Source organism: Mycobacterium sp. GA-1199 (genome assembly GCF_001500045.1).
Lineage (GTDB): Bacteria > Actinomycetota > Actinomycetes > Mycobacteriales > Mycobacteriaceae > Mycobacterium.
In genome coordinates, this window is record NZ_LQIX01000001.1 from 163,863 (window position 1) to 181,935 (window position 18,073).

At 66.0% G+C, this 18,073-nt stretch carries 19 protein-coding genes; 14 read left to right on the top strand and 5 right to left on the bottom strand.

Features of this window, described 5'->3' with window-relative positions:
- Positions 1-21 precede the first annotated feature (21 nt).
- From AU198_RS00740 to AU198_RS00755, 4 genes are read left to right on the top strand one after another with little or no spacing between them, the layout of a single operon-like run.
- Positions 22-1,677 (top strand): acyl-CoA dehydrogenase family protein, encoded by a 1,656-nt coding sequence (locus AU198_RS00740; RefSeq protein ID WP_064345565.1) that lies wholly within the window; start codon positions 22-24, stop codon positions 1,675-1,677.
- On the top strand, positions 1,674-2,612 hold the full coding sequence (locus AU198_RS00745; protein ID WP_064345566.1) for a crotonase/enoyl-CoA hydratase family protein: 939 nt from the start codon (positions 1,674-1,676) through the stop codon (positions 2,610-2,612). Before AU198_RS00740 ends, AU198_RS00745 begins: the two co-directional genes overlap by 4 nt.
- Before the next feature lie 20 nt (positions 2,613-2,632).
- Positions 2,633-3,370 carry a PaaX family transcriptional regulator C-terminal domain-containing protein gene (locus tag AU198_RS00750; RefSeq protein WP_502689248.1) on the top strand — a complete coding sequence of 246 codons (738 nt, stop codon included), beginning with the start codon at positions 2,633-2,635 and terminating at the stop codon, positions 3,368-3,370.
- Positions 3,367-4,131, top strand: coding sequence for a crotonase/enoyl-CoA hydratase family protein (locus AU198_RS00755; protein WP_197415982.1), 765 nt, complete (start codon positions 3,367-3,369; stop codon positions 4,129-4,131). Before AU198_RS00750 ends, AU198_RS00755 begins: the two co-directional genes overlap by 4 nt.
- Before the next feature lie 136 nt (positions 4,132-4,267).
- On the opposite strand, the gene AU198_RS00760 is transcribed toward AU198_RS00755, so the two are convergent.
- Both AU198_RS00760 and AU198_RS00765 read right to left on the bottom strand, forming a co-directional pair.
- Positions 4,268-4,675: a DUF3060 domain-containing protein gene (locus AU198_RS00760; RefSeq protein ID WP_064345568.1), complete on the bottom strand. Its 408-nt coding sequence runs from the start codon at positions 4,673-4,675 to the stop codon at positions 4,268-4,270.
- A 2-nt stretch (positions 4,676-4,677) separates the two neighbouring features.
- Entirely contained in the window at positions 4,678-5,112 is a 435-nt protein-coding gene (locus AU198_RS00765; protein WP_064345569.1) for a DUF3060 domain-containing protein, read from the bottom strand.
- Positions 5,113-5,198: 86 nt separating this feature from the next.
- Here AU198_RS00765 and AU198_RS00770 point away from each other — a divergent pair, with 86 nt between their 5' ends.
- From AU198_RS00770 to AU198_RS00805, 8 genes are all read left to right on the top strand, one after another.
- A complete protein-coding gene (locus tag AU198_RS00770) occupies positions 5,199-5,729 on the top strand; it encodes a DUF3558 domain-containing protein (protein WP_064345570.1) in 531 nt (176 codons plus the stop codon).
- A gap of 2 nt (positions 5,730-5,731) precedes the next feature.
- Positions 5,732-6,259, top strand: coding sequence for a DUF3558 domain-containing protein (locus AU198_RS00775; RefSeq protein WP_064345977.1), 528 nt, complete (start codon positions 5,732-5,734; stop codon positions 6,257-6,259).
- 77 nt (positions 6,260-6,336) lie between these two features.
- Entirely contained in the window at positions 6,337-6,924 is a 588-nt protein-coding gene (locus tag AU198_RS00780; RefSeq protein WP_064345571.1) for a TetR/AcrR family transcriptional regulator, read from the top strand.
- A 343-nt stretch (positions 6,925-7,267) separates the two neighbouring features.
- Complete coding sequence (gene rpsL, locus AU198_RS00785; protein ID WP_064345572.1) at positions 7,268-7,642, top strand: 30S ribosomal protein S12; 375 nt, start codon at positions 7,268-7,270, stop codon at positions 7,640-7,642.
- The gene (gene rpsG, locus AU198_RS00790) at positions 7,642-8,112 is read left to right on the top strand and encodes a 30S ribosomal protein S7 (protein ID WP_064345573.1); all 471 of its coding nucleotides are present in this window, start codon (positions 7,642-7,644) and stop codon (positions 8,110-8,112) included. The genes rpsL and rpsG overlap by 1 nt, the downstream gene beginning before the upstream one ends.
- Before the next feature lie 96 nt (positions 8,113-8,208).
- Complete coding sequence (gene fusA, locus AU198_RS00795) at positions 8,209-10,314, top strand: elongation factor G (protein WP_082690832.1); 2,106 nt, start codon at positions 8,209-8,211, stop codon at positions 10,312-10,314.
- Positions 10,315-10,396: 82 nt separating this feature from the next.
- On the top strand, positions 10,397-11,587 hold the full coding sequence (gene tuf, locus AU198_RS00800) for an elongation factor Tu (protein WP_064345574.1): 1,191 nt from the start codon (positions 10,397-10,399) through the stop codon (positions 11,585-11,587).
- A gap of 204 nt (positions 11,588-11,791) precedes the next feature.
- The gene (locus AU198_RS00805; protein WP_064345575.1) at positions 11,792-12,664 is read left to right on the top strand and encodes a cutinase family protein; all 873 of its coding nucleotides are present in this window, start codon (positions 11,792-11,794) and stop codon (positions 12,662-12,664) included.
- Here the strand turns inward: AU198_RS00805 and AU198_RS00810 are convergent.
- Positions 12,612-14,021 carry an MFS transporter gene (locus AU198_RS00810; RefSeq protein WP_231744532.1) on the bottom strand — a complete coding sequence of 470 codons (1,410 nt, stop codon included), beginning with the start codon at positions 14,019-14,021 and terminating at the stop codon, positions 12,612-12,614. The two genes, AU198_RS00805 and AU198_RS00810, sit on opposite strands and share 53 nt — an antisense overlap.
- An 80-nt stretch (positions 14,022-14,101) precedes the next feature.
- Between AU198_RS00810 and AU198_RS00815 the strand changes: the two genes are divergently transcribed.
- Both AU198_RS00815 and AU198_RS00820 read left to right on the top strand, forming a co-directional pair.
- Positions 14,102-14,941: an SHOCT domain-containing protein gene (locus AU198_RS00815; RefSeq protein WP_064345576.1), complete on the top strand. Its 840-nt coding sequence runs from the start codon at positions 14,102-14,104 to the stop codon at positions 14,939-14,941.
- 157 nt (positions 14,942-15,098) lie between these two features.
- Positions 15,099-15,950: a mycofactocin-coupled SDR family oxidoreductase gene (locus AU198_RS00820; RefSeq protein WP_197415983.1), complete on the top strand. Its 852-nt coding sequence runs from the start codon at positions 15,099-15,101 to the stop codon at positions 15,948-15,950.
- A gap of 18 nt (positions 15,951-15,968) precedes the next feature.
- On the opposite strand, the gene rocD is transcribed toward AU198_RS00820, so the two are convergent.
- Both rocD and ddaH read right to left on the bottom strand, forming a co-directional pair.
- Positions 15,969-17,204 (bottom strand): ornithine--oxo-acid transaminase, encoded by a 1,236-nt coding sequence (gene rocD / locus AU198_RS00825; protein WP_064345577.1) that lies wholly within the window; start codon positions 17,202-17,204, stop codon positions 15,969-15,971.
- Complete coding sequence (ddaH, locus tag AU198_RS00830) at positions 17,177-18,028, bottom strand: dimethylargininase (RefSeq protein WP_064345578.1); 852 nt, start codon at positions 18,026-18,028, stop codon at positions 17,177-17,179. The genes rocD and ddaH overlap by 28 nt, the downstream gene beginning before the upstream one ends.
- Between the last annotated feature and the right edge of the window lie 45 nt (positions 18,029-18,073).

Here is an 18,073-nt window from a genome sequence, read left to right on the forward strand (position 1 = left end):
TGAAAGTGTAATAGTGGTCGCATGGCCGATACGCATGTCGTCACCAACCAGGTCCCGCCGCTGGAGGACTACAACCCGTCGACCTCGCCCGTACTCACCGAGGCGCTGATCCGCGAGGGCGGTGAATGGGGCCTCGACGAGGTCACCGAGCTGGGGGCGCTGTCGGGTTCGCGGCAGGCCCAGCGATGGGGTGAGTTGGCCGACCGCAACCGGCCGATCCTGCGCACCCACGACCGCTACGGCCACCGCGTCGACGAGGTCGAGTACGACCCCGCCTACCACGCGCTGATGACGGTGGCCGTCAAGCACGGCCTGCATGCTGCGCCGTGGGCTGACGACCGGCCCGGCGCCCACGTCGTGCGCGCCGCGAAGACCTCGGTGTGGACCCCCGAACCCGGTCACATGTGTCCGATCTCGATGACCTACGCCGTGGTGCCGGCACTGCGGCACAACCCCGAACTGGCGGCGGTGTACGAGCCGCTGCTGGTCAGTCGCGAGTACGACCCCGAGCTGAAGGTGCCCACCAGCAAGGCCGGCATCACCGCAGGCATGTCGATGACCGAGAAGCAGGGCGGGTCCGATGTGCGCGCGGGCACGACCGAGGCGACCCCCAACGGCGACGGCAGTTACTCACTGCGCGGCCACAAGTGGTTCACCTCGGCGCCGATGTGCGACATCTTCCTGGTGCTCGCGCAGGCGCCCGGCGGGCTGTCGTGTTTCCTGCTGCCGCGAGTTCTGCCCGACGGCAGCCGCAACCGAATGTTCCTGCAGCGGCTGAAGGACAAGCTCGGCAACCACGCCAACGCGTCGTCTGAGGTGGAATACGACGGCGCCGTCGCGTGGCTCGTCGGCGAAGAAGGCCGCGGCGTCCCGACCATCATCGAGATGGTCAACTTGACACGGTTGGACTGCACACTCGGCAGTGCGACCAGCATGCGCAACGGGCTCGCCCGCGCCATCCATCACACCCAGCACCGAAAGGCGTTCGGCGAGTATCTGATCGATCAGCCGCTGATGCGCAACGTGCTGGCCGATCTCGCGGTCGAGGCCGAGGCGGCCACGATCCTCGCTATGCGCATGGCCGGCGCGACCGATGCTGCGGTGCGCGGCGACACCCGCGAGACCCTGCTGCGGCGCATCGGCCTGGCGGCCGGTAAGTACTGGGTGTGCAAACGCGCCACCCCGCACGCGGCCGAGGCGATGGAGTGCCTGGGCGGCAACGGCTACGTCGAGGAATCGGGCATGCCGCGGCTGTACCGGGAAGCGCCGCTGATGGGCATCTGGGAGGGGTCGGGCAACGTCAGCGCATTGGACACGTTGCGGGCCATGGCGACTCGCCCCGAGTGCGTCGACGTGCTGTTCGACGAACTCGCTCGGACTGCGGGTGTAGATGCGCGACTGGATGCGTTTGTGGGCGCGTTGCGGCCCGCCCTGGGTGACCTCGAGACCATCCGGTACCGCGCCCGCAAGGTCGCCGAGGACATCAGCCTCGCGCTGCAGGGTTCGCTGTTGGTGCGCCACGGGCATCCCGCCGTCGCCGAGGCGTTCCTGGCCACCCGCATGGGCGGCGCCTGGGGCGGCGCGTTCGGAACCCTGCCCACCGGACTCGATCTCGCGCCGATCATCGAACGCGCGTTGGTCAAGGCTCCGGACGCGGGCAGGACCGACAACGGATGACCCACGCGATCAGGCCGGTCGACTTCGACAACCTCACAACGATGACCTACGAGGTCACCGACCGGGTTGCCCGCATCACGTTCAACCGGCCGGAGAAGGGCAACGCCATCGTCGCGGACACGCCGCTGGAATTGTCCGCGCTCGTCGAACGTGCCGACCTCGACCCGAACGTGCACGTGATCCTGGTTTCCGGTCGGGGCGAAGGTTTCTGCGCCGGATTCGATCTGTCCGCCTATGCCGAGGGATCGTCATCGGCCGGTGGCGGTAGCCCCTATCGCGACACCGTGCTGTCGGGCAGAACGCAGGCTGTCAACCACCTGCCGAATCAGCCATGGGATCCGATGATCGACTACCAAATGATGAGCCGGTTCGTCCGCGGCTTCTCCAGCCTGATGCACTGCGACAAGCCGACAGTGGTGAAGATCCACGGCTACTGCGTGGCCGGCGGCACCGACATCGCGCTGCATGCCGATCAGGTGATCGCCGCGTCGGACGCCAAGATCGGCTACCCGCCGACCCGCGTGTGGGGGGTGCCCGCCGCCGGGATGTGGGCACACCGCCTCGGCGATCAGCGTGCCAAACGCCTTCTGCTGACCGGTGATTCGATCACCGGCGCACAGGCCGCCGAGTGGGGTCTGGCGGTCGAGGCGCCGTCACCCGAAGACCTGGACGCGCGCACGGAACGGTTGGTGGAGCGGATCGCCCGCGTGCCGGTCAACCAGCTGATCATGGTCAAGCTCGCGATGAACTCCGCGCTGTATTCACAGGGGACGGCCAACAGCGCGATGGTCTCGACCGTGTTCGACGGCATCGCCCGCCACACACCCGAGGGGCACGCATTCGTCGCGCAGTCGCGCGAACACGGATTCCGGGAAGCGGTCCGCCAACGTGACGAACCGTTCGGCGATCACGGCCGCAGGGCGTCCGAGGTCTGATGCCGAAGTCGCTGTCTCGGATGACGGCCCGTTCCGTCGTGCTGAGCGTCCTGCTCGGGGCGCACCCGGCGTGGGCCACCGCGAGCGAACTGGTCAAGCTCACAGCCGATTTCGGCCTCAGGGAGTCGACGGTGCGGGTCGCTCTGACCCGGATGGTCGGCGCCGGTGACCTGGTTCGTTCCGAGGACGGCTACCGGTTGTCCGACCGCCTGCTGGCACGGCAGCGACGGCAGGACGAGGCCATCAATCCCCGGCTGCGGCCGTGGCGGGGCGACTGGACCACGGTGGTGATCACCAGCGTCGGCTCCGACCCCCGCTCGCGAGCCGGGATGCGAAACATATTGCAGAACAACCGGTTCGCCGAACTGCGCGAGGGGGTGTGGCTTCGGCCGGACAATCTGGAAACGGCGCTGCCATCCGAGGTATTGCGTCGCGTGCGGGTGTTGGTTTCCCGTGACGCTGAACCCGCCTCGTTGGTCTCCCTGCTGTGGGACCTGTCGGCGTGGGCGCGGGAGGGAGGGTTGTTGCTCGACGAAATCGGTTCGGCGCCAGACGTTCCCGATCGATTCGTCGCAGCGGCCGCCATCGTGCGCCACCTGCTCACCGATCCGGTGCTGCCGGAGGAACTGCTGCCCGACGACTGGCCGGGCACTGCGCTTCGCCAGGCCTACAACGACTTCGCCGCGGAGTTGTCTGCGCGGCGCGACAGCACCGGATTGTCGCAAACGCGACGTGACCAATTGATGGAGGCGAGATGACGGGCGGAGTGCGGGTCGAGAAGAACGGTGCCGTGACGACGGTGATCATGAATCGTCCGGAGGCGCGCAACGCCGTCAACGGCCCGGCCGCCGCGGAGTTGTACGCCGCCTTCGACGAGTTCGACAAGGACGAGTCGGCCGCCGTCGCGGTGTTGTGGGGCGACAACGGAACCTTCTGCGCCGGAGCCGATTTGAAGGCGTTCGGGACTCCCGATGCCAACCCGGTGCACCGCGCCGGCCCCGGCCCGATGGGGCCCAGTCGAATGGTGTTGTCCAAACCGGTGATCGCGGCGGTCAGCGGCTACGCCGTGGCCGGCGGTCTGGAATTGGCGTTGTGGTGCGATCTGCGGGTCGTCGAAGAGGACGCGATCATGGGGGTGTTCTGCCGGCGCTGGGGGGTGCCGCTCATCGATGGTGGAACCGTTCGGTTGCCGCGGTTGATCGGGCACAGCCGGGCGATGGACCTCATCCTCACTGGTCGCGCCGTCGATGCCACCGAAGCCCTTGCGATGGGTCTGGCCAACCGGGTGGTGCCCACGGGCGAAGCGCGTCAGCGGGCCGAGGAACTCGCCGCGGAACTGGCCGCGCTGCCGCCGCAGTGCATGCGCGCGGATCGCCTGTCGGCGCTCAACCAGTGGGGCCGCTCGGAGCCCGAGGCGATGGACTTCGAGTTCGGCAGCATGTCGCGCGTCGCCGCCGAATCCCTGGAGGGGGCAGCCCGTTTCGCGGCCGGTGCGGGCAGGCACGGCGCCAACGCCTAGCGGCAGTCTGCGGACCCTCGCTCTGGCGCGAGCGACCGCAAAGTGCCGGGAATTCGCGGCGTGTCGTGGAGCAAACGCGGACGCTCGCGCCAATGAGGGTGGCAACAAGGGCTCGCGCCAATGAGGGAAAGGGTTTTCAGCCCTTGGTGATCTTGTTGTTGTTGCCGGTGTCGTTGATCTTCGGATCGCCGTCTCTGTACGTCACCGTGTTGTTGAGGCCGACGACGCTGATCTCCTTGTCGACCCGCTCGAAGGTGACCTTGTTGTCGGCGCCGCCGATGTTGACGTTCGCGCAGGTGCCCTTCACCGTCAGGGTGTTGTTCGACCCGCCGATGTTCAGTGATTTGCCGTCGGCGCAGTCGATGTCGGCGGTCGTGCCGAAGGACCCGTAGTTGATCGTGTTGCCGACCTCGACCTGGGCGCCCGACGTGCCCGCGGTCGCGGTGGGGGTGTTGGTGTCCGAACTTTCCGATCCGCACCCCGCGAGCAGAAACGCGGCGGCGGTGGCACCGATGAGCGGATAGGCGATGGATGTGGCGCGCATGCTCACGCGGGTACCCGGTTGATGCGGTTGGTCATCCCCAATTCACGGCCGCGGTCCAAGACGATCGGGTTGCCGTTCTTGTACAGCACGGTCTGATCCCAGCCGTAGACCGTGATGTCGTTGATCACGTTGTCGGCGACGACGACATTGCCGTTGCCCTGCATCGTGACTGCCCAACAGGTCCCCAGCGTGGTGATCTGGTTGTTGGCGCCGTTGACGAGCAGCGTGGAGTTGGCGCAGTCGATCGTCTCGACGACGCCGATACCCGTGATGGTGGTGTCGGTTCCCTGATGGCGACCCACGACACTGTTATCGGCGCACTCACGCGCCAACGGATTGCAGACCACCGGTTCCGCCTGCGCCACGGGGGCGGCGAGAATCAGCGGAAACGCCACGGCCGATGCCGCAAGCGACCGACTCACAGCTGTCCACATCATGGAGGAAGCGTACGACGCGACCGGTGAGATCCACAGACGTTCACCCGAGTCGCTATTAACGGTGGCGCTGGGTAGCGTGAGCAGCGATGCGTTGGCGGTTTCCGATTGCTGTCGCGGCGGTCGTGGCGGTGGTGACGGTGGCGGGGTGTGCTGAGACCGTCAGCGGAACCGCGCAGCGGGCCACACCCGCGGTACCCGATCCCGAACGCAACTACGGTTACGTCGACGACCGCTGCGCCCTGCTCGACGACGACACCGTCCAGCAGATCTTGGGCGCCGACAGCGTCGTGCGGCCCTACAGCGGAGCGGTCTGCCAGTACGTGTCGTTCCGCGGCGACGTGATCATCGACGCGACCTTCTCCTGGTTCCAGACCGGAAGCCTCGATCGCGAACGCGCGCTTGCCGTCGGGCGCGGCGCAACGATCACCGAAACCGTGGTCGAGCGCCACCCGGCGTTCGTCGCCCGCCGGGACATCACCGGCGCGGCCTGCTCGGTCACCGCCGCCGCGGGCACCGGGGTGCTGAGTTGGTGGGTGCAGTTCCGCGATCAACGCACCGGTGATCCGTGCCAGGAAGCGCAGAAGCTCCTTTCGGCCACCCTGAAGTCGGAGATGTGACCGTGTTTGCCCGCTGGAATCGGCGGTTCGTCGCGCTCGCCGCTTGCGCCGCGGCGCTCACAGCGTGCGGATCGACCGACGAGGCGCCGACCTCTCCGGCGACCGCAAACCCGGGCGCCGGGTTCCGCAGCGGGGACTGCAACGGCATCACCGACACCGACATCGCGGCGGCCGCCGGGTCAGACGAGTTCACCAGGGCTGTCGTCAGCGACGCAGGCTGCTTCTGGCAGGAGAACACGATGTTCGGCACCGTCGGGGCGGGAATGGGGATCTCGACCTGGTGGTACCGCGGCAGCGATATGGACACCGAGCGGTCGCTGGAACAGCAGGCCGGCCGCACCTTGACCGAACTGTCCGTCGACGGCAACAAAGGCTTCAAGGCGTTCGACGGAAATGCGTGCAGTTTCTATGTGGCCAAGGGCGGCGACGTCATCACGTGGTCCATCCAGACGATGAACCCCGCGACGCTGCCCGATCTGTGCTCGATCACCGAACAACTCGCCGAGCTCAGTCAGGAGCGCGTCAACTGACTGCGGGTGAACTAGAGGTGTTAGTTTTCTCCGGGTATCAACAAGGGCAGACGAGACGGCAGGGGGGCGAAGCGCGCATGGCACAACCCCCGGGTACCTCGGCCAGGAGAGTCCCCCGGCTCAGCCGCGAGACGATCGTCAACGCCGCGCTGACATTCCTGGATCGCGAAGGCTGGGACGCGCTGACCATCAACGCGCTCGCCACCCAGCTCGGCACCAAGGGTCCCTCGCTGTACAACCACGTCAACAGCCTCGAGGACCTGCGCCGAACAGTGCGGATGCGCGTCGTCGGCGACATCATCGGAATGCTCACCAACGTCGCAGAGGGCCGCACCCGCGACGACGCGGTCACCGCGATGGCCAGCGCCTACCGCAGTTATGCGCATCACCATCCGGGACGGTATTCGGCTTTCACCCGGATGCCGCTGGGTGGTGATGACCCCGAGTTCACCGAAGCCACCCGGGCCGCCGCCGCGCCGGTCATCGCGGTCCTGGGTTCCTACGGACTCGAGGGTGAGAACGCGTTCTATGCGGCGTTGGAGTTCTGGTCGGCCATGCACGGTTTCGTCCTGCTGGAGATGACCGGGGCGATGGACGGTATCGACACCGACGCGGTATACAGCGACATGGTGATGCGGCTGGCCTCCGGGATGGACCGTCGTTAGCCATACACTCCGCGGCCTTCGGAGAAGGCGATCTGACCTGCGGTTAGGGCGCGGAGCGCGGGTTTGGAGCGCTGCCCCTGTGCTGGTATTGTGGACGATCGTGCCTGGCAGATAAGGCGCTTCGCGGGTGCGTGGACGAAATGGACCTGCTAAGCGTGCCTGCACGCCGGGCCAATTCGCATGTCGCCATGCTCCGAGAATTGAGGCAATGCCTTCAAGTTGCCTTCGACTTGCTTCGGGCGGGCGCGTGCGACACACCCGGTCGCGGGGTACGTGTCCGGGACAAAAGCGCAGTACACAGACTTGACCAGAACTAAAAAGCAGCAACACAGAAAGCCGGTAGATGCCAACCATCCAGCAGCTGGTCCGCAAGGGTCGCCACGACAAGCCCGCCAAGGCGAAGACCGCGGCCCTCAAGGGCAGCCCGCAGCGCCGCGGAGTGTGCACCCGCGTGTACACGACCACCCCGAAGAAGCCGAACTCGGCGCTTCGGAAGGTCGCGCGCGTCAAGCTGACCAGCGCGGTCGAGGTCACCGCCTACATCCCGGGCGAGGGACACAACCTGCAGGAGCACTCGATGGTGCTGGTGCGCGGCGGCCGTGTGAAGGACCTGCCCGGCGTGCGCTACAAGATCATTCGCGGCTCGCTGGACACCCAGGGCGTGAAGAACCGCAAGCAGGCGCGCAGCCGCTACGGCGCCAAGAAGGAGAAGAGCTGATGCCGCGCAAGGGACCGGCGCCCAAGCGTCCGTTGGTCAACGATCCGGTGTACGGGTCGCAGCTGGTGACCCAGCTGGTCAACAAGGTTCTGATGGACGGGAAGAAATCGTTGGCCGAGCGCATTGTCTATGGTGCGCTCGAACAGGCCCGCGACAAGACCGGCACCGATCCGGTGGTCACCCTCAAGCGCGCTCTGGACAACGTCAAGCCGGCACTCGAGGTTCGCAGCCGTCGCGTCGGTGGCGCCACCTATCAGGTTCCCGTGGAGGTGCGTCCGGATCGCTCGGTCACACTGGCACTTCGCTGGCTGGTCAGCTTCTCCAAGGCCCGTCGTGAGAAGACCATGGTCGAGCGCCTGGCCAACGAGATCCTCGACGCCAGCAATGGTCTGGGTGCCGCCGTGAAGCGGCGTGAGGACACCCACAAGATGGCCGAGGCAAACCGCGCGTTCGCGCACTACCGCTGGTGATGTGACGCCCCGGAGTCGCGAGCGACGAAATGGCACAGAGCGGTGTCGCCGGGGCGAAATGACAACAGCAACTACCAAGCGAAAGAGAAGACTTCTGTGGCACAGAAGGACGTGCTAACCGACCTGAACAAGGTCCGCAACATCGGCATCATGGCGCACATCGATGCCGGTAAGACCACGACGACCGAACGCATCCTGTACTACACCGGTGTCAACTACAAGATCGGTGAGACGCACGACGGCGCTTCAACCACCGACTGGATGGAACAGGAGCAGGAGCGCGGTATCACCATCACCTCCGCGGCTGTCACCTGTTTCTGGAATGACAACCAGATCAACATCATCGACACCCCGGGCCACGTCGACTTCACCGTCGAGGTGGAGCGCAGCCTGCGTGTGCTCGACGGTGCCGTTGCGGTGTTCGACGGTAAAGAAGGCGTGGAGCCGCAGTCCGAGCAGGTCTGGCGGCAGGCCGACAAGTACGACGTTCCGCGCATCTGCTTCGTCAACAAGATGGACAAGCTGGGCGCCGACTTCTACTTCACGGTGCGCACCATCGAGGAGCGCCTCGGGGCGACGCCGCTGGTGATCCAGTTGCCGATCGGCGCCGAGAACGACTTCATCGGCGTCGTCGACCTGGTCGAGATGAAGGCCAAGGTGTGGCGCGGTGAAACCGCCCTCGGCGAGAAGTACGAGGTCGAAGACATTCCGGCCGAGCTCGCCGAGAAGGCCGAGGAGTACCGCACCAAGCTGCTCGAGGCCGTCGCCGAGACAGACGAGGCGCTGCTGGACAAGTACGTCGGCGGCGAGGAGCTCTCGGTCGCCGAGATCAAGGCGGCGATCCGCAAGCTGACCGTCAGCTCGGAGCTGTACCCGGTCCTGTGTGGCAGCGCGTTCAAGAACAAGGGCGTGCAGCCCATGCTCGACGCGGTCATCGACTACCTGCCGTCCCCGCTGGACGTGGAGTCCGTGCAGGGTCACGTGCCGGGCAAAGAGGACGAGGCCATCAGCCGCAAGCCGTCGACAGACGAGCCGTTCTCGGCCCTGGCGTTCAAGATCGCGGTGCACCCGTTCTTCGGCAAGCTGACCTACGTCCGCGTCTACTCCGGGACCGTCGAGTCCGGTTCGCAGGTCATCAACTCCACCAAGGGCAAGAAGGAGCGGCTGGGCAAGCTGTTCCAGATGCACGCCAACAAGGAGAACCCCGTAGAAAGGGCGAGTGCGGGCCACATCTACGCGGTCATCGGCCTGAAGGACACCACGACCGGGGACACCCTGTCCGACGCCAACGAGCAGATCGTGCTCGAGTCCATGACGTTCCCGGACCCGGTCATCGAGGTGGCCATCGAGCCCAAGACCAAGAGCGACCAGGAGAAGCTCGGCACGGCGATCCAGAAGCTGGCCGAAGAGGATCCGACGTTCAAGGTCCACCTGGACCAGGAGACCGGCCAGACCGTCATCGGCGGTATGGGCGAGCTTCACCTCGACATCCTCGTCGACCGGATGAAGCGCGAGTTCAAGGTCGAGGCCAATGTGGGCAAGCCCCAGGTGGCCTACCGCGAGACCATCAAGCGCAAGGTCGAGAAGGTCGAGTTCACCCACAAGAAGCAGACGGGTGGTTCGGGCCAGTTCGCGAAGGTCATCATCGACCTCGAGCCGTTCACCGGCGAGGACGGGGCGACCTACGAGTTCGAGAACAAGGTCACCGGTGGCCGTATCCCTCGCGAGTACATTCCGTCGGTCGACGCCGGCGCCCAGGACGCCATGCAGTACGGCGTGCTGGCCGGCTACCCGCTGGTCAACCTCAAGGTGACGCTGCTCGACGGCGCCTACCACGAGGTGGACTCGTCGGAAATGGCCTTCAAGGTCGCTGGCTCGCAGGTGCTGAAGAAAGCGGCACAGGCTGCGCAGCCGGTGATCCTCGAGCCGATCATGGCGGTCGAAGTGACCACACCCGAGGACTACATGGGTGACGTGATCGGTGACCTGAACTCCCGCCGTGGTCAGATCCAGGCCATGGAGGAGCGATCGGGTGCCCGCGTCGTCAAGGCGCTGGTACCGCTGTCGGAGATGTTCGGCTACGTCGGTGACCTTCGGTCGAAGACCCAGGGCCGGGCTAACTACTCCATGGTGTTCGACTCGTACGCCGAAGTTCCGGCGGCCGTGTCGAAGGAGATCATCGCGAAGGCGACCGGGCAGTAACCCCGGTTGCTCCGCGGCGAGAAACAACTGCAAAGATCAACACTGCTTTAGACAAGCACTAACAGTCCAGGAGGACCACACAGTGGCGAAGGCGAAGTTCGAGCGGACGAAGCCGCACGTCAACATCGGGACCATCGGTCACGTTGACCACGGCAAGACGACGCTGACCGCAGCAATCACCAAGGTGCTGCACGACAAGTTCCCGGAGTTGAACGAGTCGCGCGCATTCGACCAGATCGACAATGCGCCTGAGGAGCGTCAGCGCGGCATCACGATCAACATCTCCCACGTGGAGTACCAGACCGACAAGCGCCACTACGCGCACGTCGACGCCCCCGGTCACGCCGACTACATCAAGAACATGATCACCGGCGCCGCCCAGATGGACGGCGCGATCCTGGTGGTCGCGGCGACCGACGGCCCGATGCCGCAGACGCGTGAGCACGTGCTGCTCGCCCGTCAGGTTGGCGTGCCCTACATCCTGGTTGCGCTGAACAAGGCCGACGCGGTCGACGACGAGGAGCTCATCGAGCTCGTCGAGATGGAGGTCCGCGAACTGCTGGCCGCCCAGGACTTCGACGAGGACGCCCCGGTCATCCGCGTGTCGGCGCTCAAGGCCCTCGAGGGCGACGAGAAGTGGGTCAAGTCGGTCGAGGAGCTCATGGAGGCCGTCGACGAGTCGATCCCGGACCCCGTCCGCGAGACCGACAAGCCGTTCCTGATGCCCGTCGAGGACGTCTTCACCATCACCGGCCGCGGCACCGTGGTCACCGGTCGCGTCGAGCGTGGTGTGATCAACGTGAACGAGGAAGTCGAGATCGTCGGCATCCGCCCCGACACCACCAAGACCACGGTCACCGGTGTCGAGATGTTCCGCAAGCTGCTCGACCAGGGCCAGGCCGGCGACAACGTCGGTCTGCTGCTGCGCGGCATCAAGCGTGAGGACGTCGAGCGCGGTCAGGTCGTCGTGAAGCCCGGCACCACGACGCCGCACACCGAGTTCGAGGGCCAGGTCTACATCCTGTCCAAGGACGAGGGCGGTCGTCACACGCCGTTCTTCAACAACTACCGTCCGCAGTTCTACTTCCGTACCACGGACGTGACCGGCGTGGTGACGTTGCCGGAGGGCACCGAGATGGTGATGCCCGGTGACAACACCGACATCTCCGTCAAGCTGATTCAGCCCGTCGCCATGGACGAGGGTCTGCGCTTCGCAATTCGCGAGGGCGGTCGTACCGTCGGCGCCGGCCGGGTCACCAAGATCGTCAAGTAGTTTTCGACTGCTGCGAAGCGGCGCTCACCTTTCCGGTGGGCGCCGCTTTCGTCTGTGTGCTTCGCGAGACGTACAAGAGGGCTGCGATTCTTCGACGACCGCGACCCTGGTGTACATCTCGCGAATGTGGGGAGTAACGCCGGTGGACGCCTCGACGATGTATTTCGCGTATGCCCTGGTCGGGGCGGAGAAGGGTAAGGGTTCATGTTCGGTCGTCTCACCACGTTCGCCAGCGCCGCCGCGATCGCGGGTGCCGCATTCGCGGGGCTTTCCACCGCTTCGGCTCAGGCCGCACCCGGCTGCCCCGATGTGCACTGGTTCGGCGCCGCGGGGTCGGGACAGCGGGACGGCGACCTGAGCTCGAACGCCGGAATGGGCGACGACATCTACCAGTCCTACCTCGACGTGCAGCAGCTGGTGACCGCCGACGGCCGCACGATGACGGCCGAGGCTGTCGAATATCCCGCTGTGCCGGTGCCCGATGACGACGGCGGTGTCGGGGAATGGATGGGCTTCATGGGCAGCGTCGACACCGGCGCAGCCGCACTCGAGTCGCAGTACACGGCGTTCACTCAACGTTGCCCCGAGTCGAAGGTGGTGCTCGCCGGGTATTCGCAGGGCGCGATGGTGGTGCACCGCAATCTGCACGCCGCCGGCACGAATCCGAACGTGGTGGCCGCGTTGCTGATCGCCGATGGCGACCGCCTGCCCGCCGACCCGACCATCAACATCGGCTCGGTCACCAGCGTCCCGGGCGCCGGCAAGGGGGTTGCACAGGACTGGCCGATTCTCGCGCACGCACCCAAGCCGCTCCCGCCGGCCATCGGCGCACGCACGATCAGCGTGTGTGAGCTCGGCGATGCGGTCTGCGACTACGACCCCGACGCCGAAGAAGTGTCGACGGCCTCGACAATCATCCACACCAGCTACACGAAGTCCTCGGGTGGATACCGCTGGACTTCGCCGCTGTATCAACTCATCGGCCCCGGCCCCGTCACCCCCGAGGTGGCCGAGGCGCTTCCGGTCATCCCGCTGGCCGCTGCGACGCCGATGGCGGCGACGGCGCCGAGCGAGTAACCGATCGCCGGGCGGTCCACAACACGACCGTGCCCGCCGCCAGGAGAAGCACGCCGAGCACGGCAATTATGGTGTCGATGGCACGCGCAGTTGGTATCCCGTTGCGCTGCAGCACTTCCAGTACGGTCGACGATACCGCCACGCCGACACCGGCCAGCGACACCAACACCGTCAATGTGACCCCGGCCGCCTCTCCGGCCCGCTCAGGACGCACCACCGCCTGCGTCGCGACAGTCGTGAAGGCATAGACCAGACCGAGCGTCAGGCCACATGCGCTGAGCGCGAGCAGGTTCAGCGTCCACCCGCGGAGTCCAGCGAGTGCACAGAGGCTCAGGGCGGCGACGATCGTCGTCGCACCCATCACCAATACCGGTGCACGACGGGCGGCGAGCCGGCCGGCCAGCACACCGCCGATGGCCGCACCCGCCGACGGGCCGAGGAAGATCAGTCCCGCGGTCAACGGATCGAGTCCACGGACCTCCTGTAGGGACAGCGTGGACAAGAAGATGGTTACCGCGTACGCGATGTTCGCGACAGCGCCGGCCATCACCAGGATCGTGAATTTTGCGTTGCGCGCGAGCGACAGATCCACCAGCGGCCACCGAACTCTGTTTTCGACGACGACGAACGCGGCGAGCGCAAGCAGTGATCCGGCGAGCGCGATCATCGTCGTCACCGAAAGCCAGCCCCAGCCGGGCGCGCGGTCAAACGTCAACGTGAACAATCCGATTCCGGTGCTGATGAGCGCCAGTCCCGCCACGTCGATGCGCCGTGGCGCCGACTCATCGAATGATTCGGTGATGACCCTCGCCCCGATCACGAGCGACACCAGCGTCAGCGGCAGATTCAGCCAGAAGATCCACCGCCAGCCGACGGTGTCGGTGAACACCCCGCCGATGAGTGGACCCGCGGCATTCCCCAAAGCCGCTATGCCATAGGCCAATCCGATAGCTCTGCCGGCCCTGGCAGTCTCGTAGGCGTTGGTCAGCACGCTGATCGACGCGGGAAAGATCAAGGCTGCGCCGATTCCTTGCACCGCCCTGAAGGCGATCAGCACGCCCGGCGACGGTGCCAGCGCGCAGGCCACGGAAGCCGCGCCAAACAACGCCACGCCTGCCAGCAGCGCCCGGCGGCGGCCGAAGATGTCACCGATACGCCCCGCGGGCACCATGAAGGCACCCAGCGCGAGCATGTACACACTGATGATCCATTGCAGTTCCGCTGTGTCGGTGCCGAACTCGACGGCCATTCTGGGGAGGGCGAGATTCATCGCGAAATAGTCGATCTGCACACAGAACAGCGCCATCGCGACCGCGGCCATGGTCCATCGCGACCGGGTGTCTGCTCCCGACGCCATCGCCCGACGATACGGCTCGCAAGCGGTGATTTGGCGTTAATCTGACACGCAGATCACGGACGACGGGAGCGTGGCAGGCGATGTTGTGGCGTTACATCAAGGTCCAAGCCTTCGTGCTGCTGTGCGGGATCGTCGGACCGATCTTCCTGGTGGTCTACTTCGCCACGGGTGGCGACCCGCTGCTGAAGTGGATGTTCTGGACGGGGCTGCTGATCACCGCCGCTGATGTGCTGATCGCGCTGGCGATCACCGCGGGAGGAGCCCGGTCGGCTGCCAGGACCGCCGCGCTCGAGCAGACCGGAGTGCTGGCGCTAGCCCAAGTCACCGGTATTCACGAAACCGGAACGCGTATCAACGAACAACCGTTGGTGAAGCTGGACCTGCAGATCTCCGGACCCGGTATCGCGCCGTTCGCCAGCCAGGACCGCGTCATCGCCTCGATTTCGAGGCTGCCGATGATCACCAACCGAAAGCTGGTCGCGCTGGTCGACCCGATGACAAGCGAGTATCAGATCGATTGGGAGCGAAGCGGCTTGGTCAGCGGGATGATGCCCGCGACCTTCACCATCGCCGAGGACAACAGAACATACGACCTGACGGGCCAGGCCGAGCCGCTGATGGAAATACTGCAGATTCTCAAGGCCAATAACATCGCCCTCAACAACATGATCGACCTGAGATCGAATCCCGCTGCCCGCCAACAGGTTCAGGAAGTAGTACGCCGCGCAGCCGCTCACCAGGCACCGGCCGGCGCGGTGCCGTCGCCCCCTCCGGCCGCGCCGACGGCGGCCGCCTCCATCGCACCGCCTCAACCGTCGACCGCGCAGCGCCTGCAGGAACTCGAGACGTTGCGCGCGATGGGGTCCATCTCCGAAGACGAATACACGAAGAAGCGTCAGCAGATAATCGCTGACCTCTGACCGCACCCAACCGCTCAAGAACACGTTTCAACTGGGCTGTTAGCCTGTCCGCAGGCTCTCACCTCCGGCGAGCGACCGCGGATGTCCGCGCCGGGGCGGTGTGTCGTGTACAGACACGGTCGCTCGCGGTGGGGCGGGTTCCCCGGAAGGAGCAGCGGTGACGGCGATCAACCGACCACTGGAAGGCCGAGTGGCATTCATCACCGGAGCCGCGCGCGGCCAGGGTCGGGCGCACGCGGTCCGACTTGCCGGCGAGGGCGCCGACATCATCGCGATCGACATCTGTGCCCCGATATCGGAGACCATCACCTACCCGATGGCGACATCTGAGGAACTGGCCGAGACGGTGCGCGCGGTCGAGGCGACGGGGCGCAAAGTGCTTGCCCGCGAGGTCGACATCCGGGACCTGGCCGCGCTGCAACAAGTGGTGGCCGACGGCGTCGAGCAGTTTGGCCGGCTCGACATCCTGGTCGCCAACGCCGGTGTGCTCAGCTGGGGCCGCATCTGGGAGATGTCGGAAGAGCAGTGGGACACCGTCATCGACGTCAACCTGAACGGGACGTGGCGCACCATCCGAGCGGCGCTGCCCGCGATGATCGCCGCGGGTCACGGCGGATCGGTCATCATCGTCAGCTCGTCGGCCGGGCTGAAGGCGACACCCGGCAACGCGCATTACGCGGCGTCCAAGCATGGTCTGACCGCGCTCACCAACTCGCTTGCCATCGAGGCCGGTGAGTTCGGAATCCGAGTGAACTCGATCCATCCCTACTCCATCGAGACGCCGATGGTCGAGAAAGACGCGATGATGGCGATCTTCGCCAAGCACCCGAGTTATCTGCACAGCTTCGCGCCGATGCCCTATAACCCGCTGGATGAGGAGAACAAGGGTCTGCAGGGGTTCATGGAACCCGAGGAAGTGGCCGACGTCGTCGCGTGGCTCGCCGGTGACGGCTCGAAGACGCTCTCCGGCAGCCAGATCGCCGTCGACCGCGGCGCGATGAAACACTGACCTTTCGCGCGCGGAAGGCTAGCCGGCCAGGACTGCGGCGAACTGATCGATGGCCCAGTCGATCTCGTGCTCGGTGATCACCAGCGGGGGAGCGAATCTCAGGGTCGAACCGTGGGTGTCCTTGACGAGGACCCCGCGCCGCGCCAGGCGCAGGCTGACCTGTTTGGCGGTGCCCAACGCCGGATCGATGTCGACGCCGGCCCACAGCCCCTTGCCGCGGACCGCCACGACGCCGTGACCTACGAGCGACCCCAGCCGTCGGTGCATGTGCCCACCGAGTTGAGCTGAGCGGCATTGGAATTCGCCACGCTGTAGCATCGCCACCACGGTCGAGCCGATGGCGGCAGCCAGCGGATTCCCGCCGAAGGTGGATCCGTGTTCGCCCGGATGCAGCACGCCGAGGATCCCGGAGTCGGCCACCACCGCCGACAACGGCATCACCCCTCCGCCGAGAGCCTTTCCGAGTAGGTAGACATCGGGAACAACGCCCCAGTGCTCGCAGGCGAACGTCTTCCCGGTTCGGGCGAGCCCGGACTGAATCTCGTCGACGATCAACAACACGTTGTGCTGCGTGCACAACGCGCGAAGCCGCGGCAGGAAGTCGTCGGGCGGAACGATGATTCCCGCCTCACCCTGGATCGGTTCGACCAATACCGCGACGGTGTTGTCGTCGATCGCCTCGGCGAAGGCGTCGGCATCACCGAACGGCGCAGCGCGAAATCCGGGGGTGTAGGGTCCGAAACCGCGGCGGGCGGTCTCGTCGTCGGAGAAGCTGACGATCGTCGTCGTACGACCGTGAAAGTTGTTGTGCGCCACGACGATATTCGCGGCACCGGTGGGAACGCCCTTGACATCGGTACCCCATTTGCGGGCCACCTTGATCGCGGTCTCGACCGCTTCGGCACCGCTGTTCATCGGCAGCACCATGTCCTTGCCGCAGAGCTCGGTCAGCGCCGCGCAGAACGGCGCGAGCCGGTCGGAGTGGAACGCGCGGCTGACCAACGTCACGGTGTCCAGTTGGGTGTGCGCGGCCGCGGTGATCTCGGGATTGCGGTGGCCGAAGTTGACCGCCGAGTATGCGGCCAGGCAGTCCAGGTAGCGGCGGCCCTGAACATCGGTGATCCACGCGCCCTCGGCGCTCGCTGCGACGACGGGAAGCGGTGCATAGTTGTGCGCCACACAGTGGTCGTCGATCGCGATTGCGGCACCCGCCGCTTCCAGCGTGGTCACGAATGTACCTCCAACGTGCAGCATTTGACGGAACCGCCGCCCTTGAGCAGCTCGGAGAGGTCGACGCCGACGGGGTTGAATCCCGCGTCGCGCAGTTGGGCGGCGAAGCCGGTCGCCGCGGCCGGCAGCACGACATTGCACCCGTCGGACGCCACGTTGAGGCCGAAGACGTAGGCATCGGAGCTCGCCACCTCGATCGCGTCGGGGAACAGCGTCCGCAGGCTCACCCGCGAGGCGTTGCTGAACGCCGGCGGGTAATACGCGACCGTCGTGTCGTCGAGCACCGCAAGGGCGGTGTCGAGATGGTAGAACCGCGGGTCGACCAATTCGAAGCTGTAGGTCGGCCGGCCGACCAACTGCGCGATCTCTCCGTGCGCACGGCGATCGGTCCGAAACCCGTATCCGGCCAACAGGATCGCACCCGCGGCGAGCAGGTCGCCCTGGCCTTCGTTGGTGTGGCGCGTCTGCACGGGTTCGTATCCGTGACTGCCCATCCAAGCGCCGTACGCGGCTGCTTCGCCCGCGCGCTGAGGGTAGGCGAATTTCGCGGCCACCGCTGTACTGCCGACCATCAGGCCGCCGTTGGCGGCGTACACCATGTCAGGCAGACCCGGGATGGGCTCGACGAGGTCGACGACGTGCCCGAGTTCCTGATATGTGCGCCGCAATCTCTCCCACTGAGCCAGGGCCAGAGCGGTGTCGACGGGCGCCTCGATGTCCATCCACGGGTTGATCGAGTACTCGACGGCGAAGTACGTCGGCGGTGTCATGACGTAGTGGCGCACTCGGGCGTCACGCCGGCGGCGGCGACCGGCCCGGGAGGTCGCAGCGACACCGAGGAACGTCATGAATCAACGGTAGAGACGGTATCTGCTGCAAACAATTTCTGTTTG